This window comes from Mesorhizobium sp. 113-1-2 (assembly GCF_016756475.1).
Taxonomy (GTDB): domain Bacteria; phylum Pseudomonadota; class Alphaproteobacteria; order Rhizobiales; family Rhizobiaceae; genus Mesorhizobium; species Mesorhizobium loti_C.
Window position 1 is genome coordinate 4,941,195 of the sequence record NZ_AP023242.1, and the last position, 17,066, is coordinate 4,958,260.

Genomic DNA, 17,066 nt, shown 5'->3' on the forward strand with positions numbered 1-17,066 from the left:
GGTTGCGGGTCGGAAGGTGCCATGAATACCAACAAACAAAAAGGCCGCCGGGTTGCCCCGACGGCCCTGTTGCCTGAGATGTCTTACGTTTCCTGGCGCAATTCCTGTGGGAAATCGCTTACACTTTTCCTGGAATTGCTCCCGCCGCGCTTACTGCGCGGCGGTTGTCATATCGGCCAGCATCGGCTCGGCGACTTCCACACCGGAGGCCTTGCGGCGCTCGTCGATGATCAGTTCGTCGCGCGAGGTGGCGATGCGCCGGATCTGGCTCATCGTGCCGCCGGTACCGGCCGGGATCAGCCGGCCGACGATGACGTTTTCCTTCAAGCCCTGCAGCATGTCGGTCTTGCCGGCAACCGCGGCTTCCGTCAGCACTCTGGTCGTCTCCTGGAAGGAGGCGGCCGAGATGAAGGACGGCGTCTGCAGCGAGGCCTTGGTGATGCCGAGCAGCACCGGCTGACCTTCGGCCGGCTTCTTGCCGTCCTCGATCAGGCGCTCGTTGACCTCTTCCAGCTCGATCACGTCGACGTGGTCGCCCGGAATGTAGGTCGAGTCGCCCTGCGTGGTGATCTCGACCTTCTGCAGCATCTGGCGAACGATCACCTCGATGTGCTTGTCGTTGATCGACACGCCCTGCAGGCGGTAGACCTCCTGGATCTCGTTGACGAGGTAGGACGCAAGTGCCTCCACGCCCTTGATCGCCAGGATGTCGTGCGGCGCCGGATTGCCGTCGAGGATGTAGTCGCCCTTCTCGATGACGTCGCCGTCCTGGAGATGGAACGGCTTGCCCTTCGGGATCAGGTATTCGACCGGCTCCAGCGTCGAGTCATGCGGCTCGATGATGATGCGGCGCTTGTTCTTGTAGTCGCGGCCGAAGCGGATCGTGCCATCGATCTCGGCGATGATGGCGTGATCCTTCGGACGACGTGCCTCGAACAATTCGGCAACACGCGGCAGACCGCCGGTGATGTCCTTGGTCTTGGCGCTTTCCATCGGGATACGCGCCAGCACGTCGCCGGGACGAACCTGCGCACCCGGCTCGACCGAGAGAATGGCCTCGACCGAGAGCAGGAAGCGGGCATCGCCACCCTTCGACAGCTTGCCGACCTTGCCCTTGGCGTCCTGAACGGCGATCGCCGGCTTCAGGTCGTTGCCGCGCGGCGTCGAACGCCAGTCGATGACCTCACGCTTGGTGATGCCGGTCGACTCGTCGGCCGTTTCCTGCACGGAAATGCCGTCGACCAGATCCTCGAACGCCACCTTGCCCTCGATTTCGGTGAGGATCGGGCGGGTGTAGGGATCCCACTCGGCGATACGCTGGCCGCGCTTCACCTTGTCGCCATCGTCCACGAAGATGCGCGAACCATAGGTGACACGGTGCGTGGCGCGCTCCTTGCCGGCTTCGTCGAGGATCAGCACCGCCATGTTGCGGCCCATGACCATCTGCTGGCCGTCGGAGTTGCGCACCACGTTGCGGTTGCGGATCTCGACCTTGCCCTCGTACGAGGCTTCAAGGAACGAGCTATCCACCACCTGTGCGGTACCGCCCATATGGAAGGTACGCATGGTGAGCTGGGTGCCCGGCTCGCCGATCGACTGCGCCGCGATGACGCCGACGGCTTCGCCCTGGTTGACCGGGGTGCCGCGCGCCAGATCGCGTCCGTAGCAGACCGCGCAGACGCCGACCCTGACCTCGCAGGTCAGTGCCGAGCGGATGCGGACCGACTGGACGCCGGCCTTTTCGATCTGCTCCACGTCACGCTCGTCCATCAGCGTTCCGGCCTTGACCAGCAGGTCGCCGGTCACCGGATGGTTGATGTCGTCGAGCGCGGTGCGGCCCAGCACGCGCTGGCCGACCGAAGCGACGACCTGACCGGCATCGACGATCGGCTGCATGGTGAGGCCCTTGTCGGTGCCGCAATCCACGGAGTTGACGATGCAGTCCTGCGCCACGTCGACCAGACGGCGGGTGAGGTAACCCGAGTTCGCCGTCTTCAAGGCGGTGTCGGCCAGACCCTTGCGGGCGCCGTGGGTCGAGTTGAAGTACTCGAGCACGGTCAGGCCTTCCTTGAAGTTCGAGATGATCGGCGTCTCGATGATTTCACCCGACGGCTTGGCCATCAGGCCGCGCATGCCGGCGAGCTGACGCATCTGGGTGGGCGAGCCACGCGCACCGGAGTGCGACATCATGTAGATCGAGTTCATCGGCTTCTGACGGCCATTGTCCTCGAACTCGACCGCCTTGATGCGGGCCATCATTTCGTCGGCGACCTTTTCCGAGCACTTGGCCCAGGCGTCGACGACCTTGTTGTACTTCTCGCCCTGCGTGATCAGGCCGTCATTGTACTGCTGCTCGTATTCCTTGGCCAAAGCCTCGGTGTCGGAGACCAGCTTGATCTTGGTGTCCGGGATCAGCATGTCGTCCTTGCCGAACGAAATGCCGGCACGGCAGGCGTGCGCGAAACCGAGCGCCATGATGCGATCGCAGAAAATGACCGTCTCCTTCTGACCGCAATGGCGGTAGACGGTGTCGATCATCTTGGAGATGTTCTTCTTGGTCATCTCCTGGTTGGCGGTCTCGTAAGGCACGTTGACGTTCTTCGGCAGGAGCTCGCCGATGATCATGCGGCCAGGCGTGGTGTCATGGATCTTCGACACGACCTTGCCTTCGGCGTCGACCGTGCGGAAGCGGCCCTTGATCTTGGCGTGCAGGGTCACCGCCTTGGTCTCGAGCGCGTGCTGGAGTTCGCCCATGTCGGCAAACACCATGCCCTCGCCCGGCTCGTTCTGGTTGACGATCGAGAGATAGTAGAGACCCAGAACCATGTCCTGCGACGGCACGATGATCGGCGCGCCGGAAGCCGGGTGCAGGATGTTGTTGGTCGACATCATCAGCACGCGGGCTTCAAGCTGCGCTTCCAGGGACAGCGGCACGTGGACAGCCATCTGGTCGCCGTCGAAGTCGGCGTTGAAGGCCGTGCAGACCAGCGGGTGCAGCTGGATCGCCTTGCCTTCGATCAGGATCGGCTCGAACGCCTGGATGCCGAGACGGTGCAGCGTCGGCGCGCGGTTCAGCAGAACCGGGTGCTCGCGGATGACCTCGTCGAGAATATCCCAGACTTCCGGACGCTCCTTCTCGACCAGCTTCTTCGCCTGCTTGACGGTCGAGGAGTAACCCTTGGCGTCGAGACGGGCGTAGATGAAGGGCTTGAACAGTTCGAGCGCCATCTTCTTCGGCAGGCCGCACTGGTGCAGCTTGAGCTCCGGACCGGTGACGATGACCGAGCGGCCGGAATAGTCGACGCGCTTGCCGAGCAGGTTCTGACGGAACCGGCCCTGCTTGCCCTTGAGCATGTCGGACAGCGACTTCAGCGGACGCTTGTTGGCGCCGGTGATGACGCGGCCGCGACGGCCGTTGTCGAACAGTGCGTCGACGGCTTCCTGCAGCATGCGCTTTTCATTGCGCACGATGATGCCGGGGGCGCGCAGCTCGATCAGCCGCTTCAGACGGTTGTTGCGGTTGATGACGCGGCGATAGAGGTCGTTCAGGTCGGACGTGGCGAAACGTCCACCATCCAGCGGAACCAGCGGGCGCAGGTCCGGCGGGATCACCGGAACCACCTTCATGATCATCCATTCCGGACGATTGCCGGATTCCATGAAGTTCTCGACGACCTTGAGCCGCTTCAGATACTTCTTCTGCTTCAGCTCGGACGTGGTCGAAGCCAGTTCCGAACGCAGGTCGCCGGCGATCTTCTCCAGGTCCATGCCGGCCAGAAGGTCATGAATGGCCTCGGCGCCGATCATGGCAGTGAAGCTATCCTCGCCATACTCGTCGACGGCGATCATGTACTCTTCCTCGCTGAGCAGCTGGTGCTCCTTCAGCGCGGTGAGGCCAGGCTCGGTGACGATGTAGTTCTCGAAGTAGAGGACGCGCTCGATGTCCTTCAGCGTCATGTCGAGCAGCGTGCCGATGCGCGAGGGCAGCGACTTCAGGAACCAGATGTGAGCGACGGGAGCGGCGAGCTCGATATGGCCCATGCGCTCGCGGCGGACGCGCGACAGCGTGACTTCGACGCCGCACTTCTCGCAGATGACGCCCTTGTACTTCATGCGCTTGTACTTGCCGCACAGGCACTCATAGTCCTTGATCGGGCCAAAAATGCGCGCGCAGAACAGACCGTCACGCTCCGGCTTGAAGGTGCGGTAGTTGATGGTCTCCGGCTTCTTGATCTCGCCGAACGACCAGGACAGAATCTTCTCAGGGCTGGCCAGTGAGATCCGGATGGAATCGAACACCTGCGCAGGCGCCTGCGGATTGAAGAGATTCATGACCTCTTGGTTCATGCCGTTCTCCTTTTCGGGGTCCTCGAAAACCCCTTGCATCTAACGCGGACCAAACGCCCGCCGTCTTTGTCGGCCACTGGCCGTCGAATTCGATAGGCGCGTCGCAGGCTTCCGCGACGCGCCATGTCTTCGTCTTACTCGGCCGCGTCGGGCAGCCGGACAGGGTTGTCGTCGAGCTTGGTGTTCTCCAGCTCGACATTGAGGCCGAGAGACCGCATTTCCTTGACGAGCACGTTGAAGCTCTCCGGAATGCCGGCCTCGAACGTGTCGTCGCCGCGCACGATCGCCTCGTAGACCTTGGTGCGGCCGGCGACGTCGTCCGACTTCACCGTCAGCATTTCCTGCAGCGTGTAGGCGGCGCCATAAGCTTCCAGAGCCCAGACCTCCATTTCGCCGAAGCGCTGACCACCGAACTGCGCCTTGCCGCCCAGCGGCTGCTGGGTGACGAGTGAGTACGGACCGATCGAACGCGCGTGGATCTTGTCGTCCACCAGGTGGTGAAGCTTGAGCATATAGATATAGCCCATCGTCACCTTGCGATCGAACGGCTCGCCAGTGCGTCCGTCATAGAGCTGCGACTGACCGCTGGTGTGCAGGCCCGCCTGCTCCAGCATGATGTTGATGTCAGCCTCGTGCGCACCGTCGAACACCGGGGTCGCGATCGAGACGCCGCGACGCATCTGCTCGCTGAGGCGAACAATGCTCTCGTCGTCATACTCGCGGATCGGCTCGTTGCGGTCGTTGGCTGGCATGAAGCTCTCGAGCGTCTTGCGCAGCGGCTTGATGTCGCCGGCCACCTTGTACGCGTCGATCAGGTCGCCGATCTTCTTGCCCATGCCTGCGCAAGCCCAGCCCAGATGCGTTTCCAGGATCTGGCCGACATTCATGCGGCTCGGCACACCCAGCGGGTTGAGCACGATATCAGCATGCGTGCCGTCCTCGAGGAAAGGCATGTCCTCGACCGGAACGATGCGCGACACGACACCCTTGTTGCCGTGACGGCCGGCCATCTTGTCGCCCGGCTGCATCTTGCGCTTCACCGCCACGAAGACCTTGACCATCTTCATGACGCCCGGAGGCATTTCGTCGCCGCGCTGGACCTTCTCGACCTTGTCCATGAAGCGCTGTTCGAGCGCCTTCTTGGAGTCGTCGTACTGGCCACGCAGGGCTTCCAGTTCGCTCTGGAGCTTTTCGTTCTCCACGGCAAACTGCCACCACTGCGAACGCGGATACTCGTCGAGCGTATCCTTGGACAGCGTCGAGCCCTTCTTGAAGCCCTTCGGTCCAGCGATCGCTTCCTTGCCGACGAGCACGTCGGAAAGACGCGCGTAGACGTTGCGGTCCAGGATGGCCTGCTCGTCGTCACGGTCCTTGGCGAGGCGTTCGATCTCCTCGCGCTCGATCGCCATGGCGCGCTCGTCCTTCTCCACACCGTGGCGATTGAACACGCGCACCTCGACGACGGTGCCGAAGGTGCCCGGAGGCATGCGCATCGAAGTGTCGCGCACGTCGGAAGCCTTTTCGCCGAAGATGGCGCGCAGAAGCTTCTCTTCCGGCGTCATCGGGCTCTCACCCTTCGGCGTGATCTTGCCGACCAGGATGTCGCCCGGCTGCACTTCCGCGCCGATATAGACGATGCCGGCTTCGTCGAGGTTCTTCAGCGCTTCTTCCGAGACGTTCGGAATGTCGCGCGTGATTTCCTCCGGTCCGAGCTTGGTATCGCGCGCCATGACCTCGAACTCCTCGATGTGGATCGAGGTGAAGACGTCGTCGGCGACGATGCGCTCGGACAAGAGGATCGAGTCCTCGTAGTTGTAGCCGTTCCACGGCATGAACGCGACCAGCACGTTGCGGCCGAGCGCCAGATCACCGAGCTCGGTCGACGGACCGTCGGCGATGATGTCGCCCTTGTTGACCCGGTCACCCATACGCACCAGCGGACGCTGGTTGATGCAGGTGTTCTGGTTCGAACGCTGGAACTTCATCAGCCGGTAGATGTCGACGCCGGACTTGCCCGGATCGAGATCTTCGGTGGCGCGGATAACGATACGCGTCGCGTCCACCTGGTCGACGATGCCGCCACGGCGAGCGCCGATAGCGGCGCCCGAGTCACGGGCAACGATCGGCTCCATGCCGGTGCCGACAAACGGCGCCTCGGCGCGCACCAGCGGCACGGCCTGACGCTGCATGTTCGAGCCCATCAGAGCGCGGTTGGCGTCGTCGTTTTCCAGGAACGGGATCAGGGCCGCGGCCACCGACACCATCTGCTTGGGCGACACGTCCATCAAGTCGACGTTTTCGCGCGGCGCCATCATCACTTCGCCGGCACTGCGGCAAATGACGAACTCGTCGACAAAGCCGCCATTCTTGTCGAGCTCGGCGTTGGCCTGCGCGACATGGTGCTTGGCTTCTTCCATCGCCGAGAGATAGACGACGTCATTGGTCAGCTTGCCATCGACGATCTTGCGGTACGGGCTCTCGATGAAGCCGTACTTGTTGACGCGTGCGAACGTGGCCAGCGAGTTGATCAGGCCGATATTCGGGCCTTCCGGCGTCTCAATCGGGCAGATACGGCCGTAATGCGTCGGGTGCACGTCGCGCACTTCGAAGCCGGCGCGCTCGCGGGTCAGACCGCCCGGTCCAAGCGCCGACAGGCGGCGCTTGTGGGTGATCTCCGACAGCGGGTTGGTCTGGTCCATGAACTGCGACAGCTGCGAGGAACCGAAGAACTCGCGCACGGCGGCGGCCGCCGGCTTGGCGTTGATCAGGTCCTGCGGCATCACCGTGTCGATCTCGATCGAGGACATACGCTCCTTGATCGCGCGCTCCATGCGCAGCAGGCCGACGCGGTACTGGTTCTCCATCAGCTCGCCGACAGAACGCACGCGGCGGTTGCCGAGATTGTCGATGTCGTCGATCTCGCCCTTGCCGTCGCGCAGTTCGACCAGCGTCTTGACCACGGCCAGGATGTCTTCCTTGCGCAGCACGCGCACGGTGTCCTCGGCCTTGAGCTCGAGGCGCATGTTCATCTTGACGCGGCCGACAGCCGACAGGTCGTAGCGCTCGCTGTCGAAGAACAGCGAGTTGAACATGGCTTCGGCGGTCTCGAGCGTCGGCGGCTCGCCGGGGCGCATGACACGATAGATGTCGAACAGCGCGTCCTGGCGGCTCTCGTTCTTGTCGACGTTGAGCGTGTTGCGGATGTAGGCGCCGACATTGACGTGGTCGATGTCGAGAACCTTGATCTCCTGCTCGCCGGTGCCAAGCAGCACCTTCAGCGTCTTTTCGTCGATCTCGTCGCCGGCTTCGAGGAAGATCTCGCCGGTGGCGTAGTTGACGATGTCCTCGGCCAAATAGTTGCCGAGCAGATCCTCATCGGTCGCCTTGATCGCCTTCAGACCCTTTTCGCCGAGCTGACGCGCCTGGCGGGCGGTGATCTTCTTGCCGGCTTCGACAACGATCTCGCCCGTATCGGCGTCGACCAGGTCGCCGACGGCCTTGAGGCCGCGGAAACGCTCGACGTTGAACGGAATGCGCCAGTGGTCGCCGGCGCGCACATAGGTGATCTTGTTGTAGAAGGTCGACAGGATCTCCTCGCCATCCATGCCGAGCGCCATCAGCAGCGACGTCACCGGAATCTTGCGGCGGCGGTCGATGCGGGCGTGCACGACGTCCTTGGAATCGAACTCGATGTCGAGCCACGAGCCGCGATAGGGAATGACGCGCGCGGCAAACAGAAGCTTGCCCGACGAGTGCGACTTGCCCTTGTCATGGTCGAAGAAGACGCCCGGCGAACGGTGCATCTGCGAGACGATGACGCGCTCGGTGCCGTTGACGATGAAGGTGCCGTTCAAGGTCATGAGCGGCATGTCGCCCATGTAGACGTCCTGCTCCTTGATGTCCTTGATCGACTTGGCGCCGGTATCCTCGTCGATGTCGAACACGATGAGGCGCAGCGTCACCTTCAGTGGCGCGGCATAGGTCAGGTCGCGCTGACGGCACTCGTCAACGTCGAATTTCGGTCCTTCGAACTCGTACTTCACGAACTCCAGCATCGATGAGCCGGAAAAATCGGAGATCGGGAAGACCGACTTGAAAACAGCCTGCAGTCCCTCGTCCGGACGGCCGCCCTTGGGCTCGTCCACCATCAGGAACTGGTCATAGGATGCCTTCTGAACCTCGATCAGGTTCGGCATCTCCGCAACTTCCGGAATCTTTCCGAAGAACTTGCGTACGCGTCTGCGGCCATTGAAAGTCTGGGTCTGGGCCATCGTCGCTCCTTAGCTCTAAACTCGGGACGGACCTCGCCGCGGTCCGCCTTGCATACCGAGCCGCCTGGGCGGCGGCTCTCTGTCTGTTCTCCGTTCGCCTTTCGGCGGCCGGCTAAAACGGGAGAAAACCCGTTTCCTGAAGGCCGGTTGCGGCCCTCAGGAAAGAGGTTCTCGTACATCTCGCGCTACGCGTCCTCCCTCCAAGCGAAGGGAGTGGCGGACGGCGCGAGGCCGCCCGCCGCTTTTACGCTTACTTCAGGTCGACCTTGGCGCCGGCTGCCTCCAGCTGGGCCTTGAACTTGTCAGCGTCGGCCTTGGAAACGCCTTCCTTGACCGGCTTCGGAGCCGCTTCGACCAGGTCCTTGGCTTCCTTGAGGCCAAGACCGGTGATGGCGCGGACTTCCTTGATGACGTTGATCTTCTGAGCGCCAGCGTCGGTGAGGACGACGTCGAATTCCGTCTTTTCCTCGGCCGGAGCAGCAGCAGCGGCAGCGCCGCCGGCAGCGGCAACCGCCACCGGAGCAGCAGCCGAAACGCCCCACTTTTCTTCCAGAAGCTTCGACAGCTCGGCCGCCTCGAGGACGGTCAGCTTCGAAAGGTCGTCTACGATCTTTGCGAGATCAGCCATTGTTGTATTCCTTCGTTAGGTTCGAACGTGTGTTTTTGATAGCGAGGAACGGCCTCATGCCGCCTCGTCCTTCCGGGCGTAAGCGCCGATGACGCGCGCGACCGAGGCCGCTGGCGCATTGACGATCTGGGCGATCCGGGTTGCCGGCGTGGCGATCATGCCAACCAGCCTGGCGCGCAGCTCATCGAGCGACGGAAGTGTGGCGAGTGCCTTCACACCGTCGGCATTGAGCGAGGTGGTGCCCATTGCGCCGCCGAGAATGATCAACTTGTCATTCCCCTTGGCGAAATCGGACGCGACCTTCGGCGCCGCAATCGGATCCTCCGAATAGGCGATCAGCGTCTGTCCCTTGAACAGGTCGATGATCGATGCGGAGTCCGTGCCCTGAAGAGCGATTTTGGCGAGACGGTTCTTCGCGACTTTAACGGTGCCACCGGCAGCGCGCATTTTCGACCGAAGGTCGTTCATTTGCGCGACGGTGATACCGGCATAGTGGGCCACGACGACTGAACCTGCGTTTCCGAACGCTTCGTTCAGGCCCGTGACGAGTTCGCGCTTTTCCGCTCTGTCCACTGCCTATCTCCAGTTGACCCCTGCCCTAATACGAGGACAGGCGTCGGGTTGCCTTTTGCCGGCCGGGCCATCCAGTAACGGATCTCCCGAACGACGCTCGAGGATCCTGCCCCCTTTCGCCACACCGACGGCCAAGCCGACGATGCGCAGACAAAAGGCAAACACGGTTCGAACCTTTCATTGGAGCACTTGCTCCGTTGTCCGGTCTTCACCCGTCTCATGCAGGCCCAATTGAATTAAGGCTTTTGGGCCGCCTGCAATCTCGGACAGGATGTCCGGAAGCCTTTCGACTTCCGGCACCGGGCCCAGGATAAATCCAAGGCCCGGAATTCAGTCACGGATCAGCCTTCCAGCGGCCGATCCAAATGGTCTTAATCAGGACGCTGCGAGCGTCGAGACGTCGAGCTTGAGGCCCGGGCCCATCGTCGAGGTGACCGACACCTTCTTGACGTAGTTGCCCTTGGCGCCAGCCGGCTTTGCCTTGGTCACCGCATCGGCGAAGGCACGGATGTTCTCTTCCAGCGCCTTGACGTCGAACGAGACCTTGCCGACGCCGGCATGAACGATGCCGGCCTTCTCGACGCGGAACTCGACAGCGCCGCCCTTCGATGCCTTGACGGCAGCGGCGACGTCGGTGGTGACGGTGCCGACCTTCGGATTCGGCATCATGCCGCGCGGGCCGAGCACCTTACCGAGACGGCCGACCAGCGGCATCATGTCCGGCGTGGCGATGCAGCGATCGAAATCGATCGTGCCCTTCTGGACGATGTCGACCAGGTCCTCCGCACCGACGATGTCGGCGCCGGCGGCCTTGGCTTCCTCGGCCTTGTCGCCACGGGCGAACACGGCGACGCGAACCGAGCGGCCGGTGCCGTTCGGCAGATTGACCACGCCGCGGACCATCTGGTCGGCATGGCGCGGGTCGACGCCGAGGTTCATGGCGACTTCGACGGTCTCGTCGAACTTGACCGAGGAACGGTCCTTGAGCAGCTTCAGCGCTTCACCCAGGGCGTAAGCCTTGTTGGGATCGATGCCTTCGCGGGTCTTCGATACACGCTTTGCAATCTTTGCCATGATCTCAGCCCACCACTTCCAGACCCATCGAGCGGGCGGAGCCCTCGACCATGCGCATGGCCGCCTCGACGTCGTTTGCGTTCAGATCCTTCATCTTGGCGGTCGCGATTTCGCGCACCTTGTCGCGCGAAACGGTGCCAGCCTTGACCTTGCCCGGCTCCTTCGAGCCCGACTTCAGGTTCGCGGCCTTCTTCAGGAAATAGCTCACCGGCGGCGTCTTCATGACGAAGGTGAACGACTTGTCCTGATAGTAGGTGATGACGACCGGAACCGGCGATCCCTTTTCCATTTCCTGGGTCTGCGCGTTGAACGCCTTGCAGAACTCCATGATGTTGATGCCACGCTGACCAAGCGCCGGGCCGATCGGGGGCGACGGCGTAGCCGAACCCGCGGAGACCTGAAGCTTGAGCTGGCCTGCAATTTTCTTAGCCATCTCTTTTCCTGCCTTTGTCTATGCCAGCCCCATCTCGGGAAACACCGGCGGTTGCAGTCTGGTGGTGCGGTTCGCGCGGCCGGCTAAAGCCACATTCGCCTCCCACCGTTCTCAGGCCATGCGTTTCCGCACCGCCTCCCCTGATCGCCAGACGGCATCAGGGATTTCGGATCAGCCCTTTTCGACCTGTCCGAATTCCAGATCGACAGGCACGGCGCGCCCGAAGATCGAAACTTCCACCTTGAGCCGCGCCCGCTCCTCGTCCACTTCCTGGACGAAACCGTTGAACGACGCGAAAGGACCATCCGAGACGCGGATCGCCTCGCCGATCTCGAACGTGACCGACGGCTTCGGCCGCTCGACGCCTTCCTGCACCTGGTTCAGGATGCGCTGCGCCTCCGCCTCGGTGATTGGCACCGGCTTGGAGTCGCCGAGAAAGCCGGTGACCTTCGGCGTGTTCTTGACCAGCGAGAAAACGGCATCGGTCAAATTGGCCTTCAGGAGCACGTAGCCCGGGAAGAACTTGCGCTCGGCATCGACCTTGCGGCCACGACGAACCTCGACCACCTTCTCGGTCGGCACCACGATCTGCTCGATATCGGCGGACAGGCCCTTCTGCTTGGCCTTGTTCTCGATATCCTCAGCGACCTTCTTTTCAAAGTTCGAATAAGCGTGGACGATGTACCAGCGCGCAGCCATTTTTTTAGACTTCTCCGTAGTCGCCGGACTTAGCGTCCAATGCCCAGAATCTGTTCGATCGCGAGGCCCATCAACTGATCGGCGCTAAAGAAAAAGATCATCGCAATCACAGCGAAGGCCAGAACCATCACCGTCGAGATCATCGTTTCGCGCCGCGACGGCCAAGTCACCTTGGCGGTCTCCGAGCGAACCTGCTGGAGAAAGACGAAAGGATTTGTGGTTTTCGAAGCCATATGCCGCTCTGTCTTCAAGACCCGTTGGCCGGGTCCCCTGGATGATCCCGCTGGCCGGGACGTGCCGCCTGAGCCCAGTCTCGCGCCGAATCAGCGCAATCATTTCGCCCATGCAAATCAGACGCGTAAAGCCGGCTTCCCAGCTCCACGCGTCGCGTGTCTGTTCTGTCTACATAAAACCGATTCTTGATCCACGCAAGTGGCAAGTGTCCGCTTTATGACCAAACGCCGCCTCGGAACCATCCAGTCGTTCCGTCCCGGCTATGGCGCCCTTATGCCCCAATCGGGCTAATATGGCAAGCGCGTCGCCGATTTTCAAAGGGCGGCCCGCGGAAATGTCGTTTCAGATGGCCATTTCAAGAAATGGCACGGGCAGCAGGGCTCGAACCTACGACCTGCGGTTTTGGAGACCGCCGCTCTACCAACTGAGCTATGCCCGTATCGCGCGCCTCGGCGCAGCAGGGGCTTCCTAAAAGCTTCCGCGCTCTCTGTAAAGAGTGGTTTGCACGCAAACGCGCCTTCATCCCCTTTGCCAGAAATCTGGATAGCGATGACCAGCCCGTCACGGTCGATCTCGACTTCGCGCTTGAAGTCACTGGCGCGCGATTCATAGAGATATCGCCTGCCCTCCTCGAGGCATGTGTAGCGCTGCGGGTTGCTGACGACCGTGAGCGCCGGGAATTCGATGAAGGCGGTGGTGATCTCGGCACTCTGCCCGGAGGAAAGCCGCAAGCGGCGGATCGGCAACGTGTTGGTGAACGGGGTAACGGTGAGATCAGGGTCGATCACGCCCTCCAGTTCAGGCACCGGCAGGCCGTCCAGGAGCCAGTGGCCTTCGCCGTCGGCGGCAAGGACAAGGGTCCGCCCGCTGCCGATCATGTCGACCGTGACACGCCGGCGTGCCAATTCGCGTCGCATTCTATGCGATAGCGGGCGGCGAAAAGGGGGTGACCGGAGCAAATGACGACGGGTCGGCCAGGACCTCCCCTGCCCGCTGGCGCAGTTCAAGATGCTCGATACCGGGGCCGTCCCACTCGCGCCAGCGCACGATCTTGAAATCTTCCGACATGGTCCTGCACTCCGATGCGACTGGAAGCTACTTTGTTTCCGGCGGCGTGTACGGCCCGCCGGGCACGCCCCAGCCCCAGGCCGGCATCGGTTCAGTCTCGGGATCGCAGGTCGCGCCGAGATTGGAGTTCATCTTGGCCAACCGCGATCCCCATTCGACATAGCCCATGAAGGCCGAGCGGAATTCGGGATCGTCGGGCAGACCGACGGCATCGGCGGCATCGGCAAGGAGATTGATCCAGCGGCGCCGCTGCTCCTCGGTCAAATGCTTGCCCAGATGATGCATGACCATCTCGCGGTGGCCGCCGAACTTTTCGCTGTAGGTCTTCGGTCCGCCGAAGACTTCGCCAATGAAGGCGGCGACATGGACGGGATGGTCCGGCGACATGGTCTTGAATACCGGGCCGACGACCGGGTCCTTTGCCACCTTGTCATAAAAGGTCTGCGTCAACCGGTTCAGGGCGTCGCTGCCGCCGGCCCATTCGTAGAGTGTCGGAACATCTTTGCGCATGGCGGTAACCTGTCCTCGATCGCCGCAGACGGTAGCGGAAACATCCGGCCGATCTCAACCTGCCTCGATGGCCAGTTCAACATATCGCGCTAAAGTTTGGCCGGCATGTCGGCTTCGGCGTTCGCGGACGGCACGATCCGGCAATTGTCCGGCCTCGGAGCCGACCTGCATATGGTGGCCCCCGTCAGTTCGTCGGCAGACTGTGGCCCGGTCGCCAGCCCGAATTTCAGTATCGCCTGCTGATAGAGCTGCCGTTTGGCTGAGGAAAGCTGTATGGCGTCGAACAGGCCGGGGCCGATCGCCATCTCCTCGAAATACGCCTTGACCTTGTCCCCAAGCCCAACGGAACTCACGCTGAGGCGCACGGCCGGCCCGATGAGGCGCTTTACGCCACCGGCAACCATGATCGGACAGGCCGAAGCACATTCGCCCTCGGCTTCGATGGTGAGCCCGGTGTGCACGCCATCCTTGGCCAAACACTCCGCCGAGGGATCGCAATCCACGAAATCCGTATGGGCGACAACGACGTCGAGCTTGCGTTCCCGGATCAGCCTGCCCGTGGCAAGCGCGCCCTCGACATCGCCGCCTTGCGAGCTGATCACGATCGGCAGCCGCCGGCCGGCGATGGCATCGAGCGCCTGCCGAAGCTTTTCGGGCGTCTGCGCGGTGATCGAGCCCTCCGCCGAGATCCATTCCGGACAGTCGGGATTGCACAGCGGGTTGCTGCCGCGGACAAGCACGAAGCGCATGTCTGCCTGTTTCGGTGCCGTGGCCTCAGCCGGCGCAACGGGGGCGGGTTTTGCCTGGGCGGTCGGGAGATTGGCGGGCGTCGCCTCTTGGCCCGTTGGTATCTCCCGGCAGTTTGCCGGCATCGGATTTGCCTTGCAGATGGTTGCGGCGGTGAAAAGCTCGACGGTGTCGAGGGAGGTGACGAGGTTCATGTGGAGCATGTTTTCGAGAACCAGCTGATGGATTTCGCTGGCCGGCGTGTTCTTCATCGTGATGAACACGCCTTCGCCTATCCCCATCTCCTGCAGATAGGCCGAAAGCTTCTTCTCGACCGCCTTGCTCATTTCGTAGGTTTTGTAGCTGCCCGCATTCTTGCGGCTGACGATTTTGGAGCTGATGATCTTCTTCTTGCCGTTCACGATCCGGTAGGTCGTCCGGTAGAGCAGCTTCTCGCGCTTGTAGGTGGTGGTGACCTGGTGGACACCGAGATAGGCAAACTCCCCGACCACGCGGCGGACACCGCCGGAAAACATCAGCGGGCAAGCGGAATTGCACATGGCGCCGTCGTCATAGGCCATGCCGAAATAGTCGGCGCCCTTGCCCTGGTTATCCCGGCAATTCTTCATCTCCGGCTCGCAGCCGGAAAACACCGTCGTGCCGACGGCGATGTCGAGCCTGTTCTTGCGGATCATCTGGCCAAGCGTCACCGCCGCATCGACATTGCCGCCGGGGGAATTGACGACCACCGGCAATTGCCGGCCCTTGAGCGCCTTGAGCGTGCGCTTGAACAGCGACGGCGTGCCCGCCTCGATCGTGCCTTCCGCCGATATCCATTCCGGACAATTGGGCTCGCAGCCCGGTGCATTGCTGCGCACGACGGCGAACCGCATCGGCGGGATGTCCAGCGACTGCTCCTGGCAGTGCGCCGCCGCGACAGACAGCACCATGGCAATCAACAGCGCAAGACCAGCCAGCGCTTGCGACCACCATGCCTTCCCATCGAAACAGCGCCCTGGAACCACTCTTCGGCAAGCTCCCGCAATGCAACCTATACTAGTTGGCGTGATGGCGCTTGCAACAGCTTTGAGGGCTGACGCCGCTCGCAGGCCGCGCAGTGGCGAAAACAAAAAAGGGCGGCCCGAAGACCGCCCTTTCTTGTCGATCCGGCTAATGCCGGTCTCGATTATTCCTTGATGGTGACGACGATGCCGGCACCGACGGTGCGGCCGCCTTCACGGATGGCGAAGCGCAGCTTCTCTTCCATGGCGATCGGCACGATCAGCTCGACATCGACCGTGATGTTGTCGCCAGGCATCACCATTTCGGTGCCAGCCGGCAGCGACACGATGCCGGTCACGTCCGTCGTGCGGAAGTAGAACTGCGGGCGGTAGTTGGTGAAGAACGGCGTGTGACGGCCACCTTCGTCCTTGGTCAGGATGTAAGCCTCGGCCACGAACTTCTTGTGCGGCTTCACCGTGCCCGGCTTGGCCAGAACCTGGCCGCGCTCGACACCTTCGCGGTCAACGCCACGCAGCAGCGCGCCGATGTTGTCGCCAGCCTGGCCCTGGTCGAGCAGCTTGCGGAACATTTCAACGCCCGTGCAGGTCGTCTTGGTCGTCGGACGGATGCCGATGATTTCGAGTTCCTCGCCAACCTTGACCACGCCGCGCTCGACGCGGCCGGTCACGACCGTGCCACGACCCGAGATCGAGAACACGTCTTCGATCGGCATCAGGAACGGCTTGTCGAGCGGACGAACCGGCGTCGGGATGTAGGCGTCGACCTGAGCCATCAGCTCGCGGATCGCGTCCTCGCCGATGGTCTTGTTCGAATCTTCAAGAGCAGCCAGCGCCGAACCCTTGACGATCGGAATGTCGTCGCCGGGGAATTCGTTCTTCGACAGCAGTTCGCGCACCTCGAGCTCGACCAGTTCGAGCAGCTCAGCGTCATCGACCTGGTCGACCTTGTTGAGGAACACCACGATCGACGGCACGCCGACCTGACGGGCGAGCAGGATGTGCTCGCGGGTCTGCGGCATCGGGCCGTCGGCAGCCGACACGACCAGGATCGCGCCGTCCATCTGCGCGGCGCCGGTGATCATGTTCTTCACATAGTCGGCGTGGCCGGGGCAGTCGACGTGGGCGTAGTGGCGGTTGGCCGTCTCGTATTCGACGTGAGCCGTCGAGATGGTGATGCCGCGGGCCTTCTCTTCCGGCGCCGCATCGATCTGGTCGTAGCGCTTGTACTCGCCAAAATACTTCGTGATCGCCGCCGTCAGCGACGTCTTGCCATGGTCAACGTGACCAATCGTGCCGATGTTCACATGAGGCTTAGTGCGCTCGAATTTACCTTTTGCCATAGTCTCTTTCCTTGGACGGCCTTGACCTTCAGTTCTGTCGAATGCGGGGCGATTAGCGACAAAGGCCAAAAAACACAAGCGTCTTTTGGCTGGGTGCCGTCTCACTCAGTCCGAACCTGGGATCCGATTGCGGGGATGTGG

At 62.3% G+C, this 17,066-nt stretch carries 12 protein-coding genes, 1 tRNA gene and 1 pseudogene; all 14 read right to left on the reverse strand.

What is annotated here, in order from left to right; genetic code table 11:
* Positions 1-150 precede the first annotated feature (150 nt).
* The 14 genes and pseudogenes from rpoC to tuf all read right to left on the reverse strand — a co-directional run bounded on the left by rpoC (position 151) and on the right by tuf (position 16,925).
* Positions 151-4,347 (reverse strand): DNA-directed RNA polymerase subunit beta', encoded by a 4,197-nt coding sequence (gene rpoC, locus JN279_RS23960; RefSeq protein ID WP_095205119.1) that lies wholly within the window; start codon positions 4,345-4,347, stop codon positions 151-153.
* A gap of 134 nt (positions 4,348-4,481) precedes the next feature.
* A complete protein-coding gene (gene rpoB / locus JN279_RS23965) occupies positions 4,482-8,618 on the reverse strand; it encodes a DNA-directed RNA polymerase subunit beta (RefSeq protein WP_096445638.1) in 4,137 nt (1,378 codons plus the stop codon).
* Positions 8,619-8,868: 250 nt separating this feature from the next.
* Positions 8,869-9,246 (reverse strand): 50S ribosomal protein L7/L12, encoded by a 378-nt coding sequence (gene rplL, locus JN279_RS23970; RefSeq protein ID WP_010909265.1) that lies wholly within the window; start codon positions 9,244-9,246, stop codon positions 8,869-8,871.
* 54 nt (positions 9,247-9,300) lie between these two features.
* The gene (rplJ, locus tag JN279_RS23975) at positions 9,301-9,819 is read right to left on the reverse strand and encodes a 50S ribosomal protein L10 (protein WP_027055613.1); all 519 of its coding nucleotides are present in this window, start codon (positions 9,817-9,819) and stop codon (positions 9,301-9,303) included.
* Positions 9,820-10,194: 375 nt separating this feature from the next.
* Entirely contained in the window at positions 10,195-10,893 is a 699-nt protein-coding gene (rplA, locus tag JN279_RS23980) for a 50S ribosomal protein L1 (RefSeq protein WP_010909263.1), read from the reverse strand.
* A gap of 4 nt (positions 10,894-10,897) precedes the next feature.
* Positions 10,898-11,326 carry a 50S ribosomal protein L11 gene (rplK, locus tag JN279_RS23985; RefSeq protein ID WP_010909262.1) on the reverse strand — a complete coding sequence of 143 codons (429 nt, stop codon included), beginning with the start codon at positions 11,324-11,326 and terminating at the stop codon, positions 10,898-10,900.
* 171 nt (positions 11,327-11,497) lie between these two features.
* Entirely contained in the window at positions 11,498-12,025 is a 528-nt protein-coding gene (nusG, locus tag JN279_RS23990) for a transcription termination/antitermination protein NusG (protein ID WP_010909261.1), read from the reverse strand.
* Between the two features lie 29 nt (positions 12,026-12,054).
* Complete coding sequence (secE, locus tag JN279_RS23995) at positions 12,055-12,258, reverse strand: preprotein translocase subunit SecE (RefSeq protein WP_010909260.1); 204 nt, start codon at positions 12,256-12,258, stop codon at positions 12,055-12,057.
* A gap of 364 nt (positions 12,259-12,622) precedes the next feature.
* Positions 12,623-12,698 (reverse strand) — tRNA-Trp (locus JN279_RS24000).
* A gap of 166 nt (positions 12,699-12,864) precedes the next feature.
* Positions 12,865-13,176: pseudogene (locus JN279_RS38320) on the reverse strand (putative glycolipid-binding domain-containing protein); the annotation flags it as partial.
* A 1-nt stretch (position 13,177) separates the two neighbouring features.
* Entirely contained in the window at positions 13,178-13,327 is a 150-nt protein-coding gene (locus JN279_RS38325; RefSeq protein ID WP_244734128.1) for a hypothetical protein, read from the reverse strand.
* Positions 13,328-13,354: 27 nt separating this feature from the next.
* Complete coding sequence (locus JN279_RS24010; RefSeq protein WP_096445636.1) at positions 13,355-13,837, reverse strand: group II truncated hemoglobin; 483 nt, start codon at positions 13,835-13,837, stop codon at positions 13,355-13,357.
* 89 nt (positions 13,838-13,926) lie between these two features.
* Positions 13,927-15,588 carry a COG3904 family protein gene (locus tag JN279_RS24015; protein WP_096445634.1) on the reverse strand — a complete coding sequence of 554 codons (1,662 nt, stop codon included), beginning with the start codon at positions 15,586-15,588 and terminating at the stop codon, positions 13,927-13,929.
* A 161-nt stretch (positions 15,589-15,749) separates the two neighbouring features.
* Positions 15,750-16,925 (reverse strand): elongation factor Tu, encoded by a 1,176-nt coding sequence (gene tuf / locus JN279_RS24020; protein ID WP_010909256.1) that lies wholly within the window; start codon positions 16,923-16,925, stop codon positions 15,750-15,752.
* Positions 16,926-17,066: the final 141 nt, after the last annotated feature.

Bases quoted from the DNA above. Each gene is read 5' to 3' on its own strand.
- rpoC (WP_095205119.1), bottom strand. From the start codon at position 4,347: ATGAACCAAGAGGTCATGAATCTCTTCAATCCGCAGGCGCCTGCGCAG.
- rplL (WP_010909265.1), bottom strand. From the start codon at position 9,246: ATGGCTGATCTCGCAAAGATCGTAGACGACCTTTCGAAGCTGACCGTC.
- rpoB (WP_096445638.1), bottom strand. From the start codon at position 8,618: ATGGCCCAGACCCAGACTTTCAATGGCCGCAGACGCGTACGCAAGTTC.
- JN279_RS24010 (WP_096445636.1), bottom strand. From the start codon at position 13,837: ATGCGCAAAGATGTTCCGACACTCTACGAATGGGCCGGCGGCAGCGAC.
- rplK (WP_010909262.1), bottom strand. From the start codon at position 11,326: ATGGCTAAGAAAATTGCAGGCCAGCTCAAGCTTCAGGTCTCCGCGGGT.
- secE (WP_010909260.1), bottom strand. From the start codon at position 12,258: ATGGCTTCGAAAACCACAAATCCTTTCGTCTTTCTCCAGCAGGTTCGC.
- nusG (WP_010909261.1), bottom strand. From the start codon at position 12,025: ATGGCTGCGCGCTGGTACATCGTCCACGCTTATTCGAACTTTGAAAAG.
- rplA (WP_010909263.1), bottom strand. From the start codon at position 10,893: ATGGCAAAGATTGCAAAGCGTGTATCGAAGACCCGCGAAGGCATCGAT.
- tuf (WP_010909256.1), bottom strand. From the start codon at position 16,925: ATGGCAAAAGGTAAATTCGAGCGCACTAAGCCTCATGTGAACATCGGC.
- JN279_RS38325 (WP_244734128.1), bottom strand. From the start codon at position 13,327: ATGTCGGAAGATTTCAAGATCGTGCGCTGGCGCGAGTGGGACGGCCCC.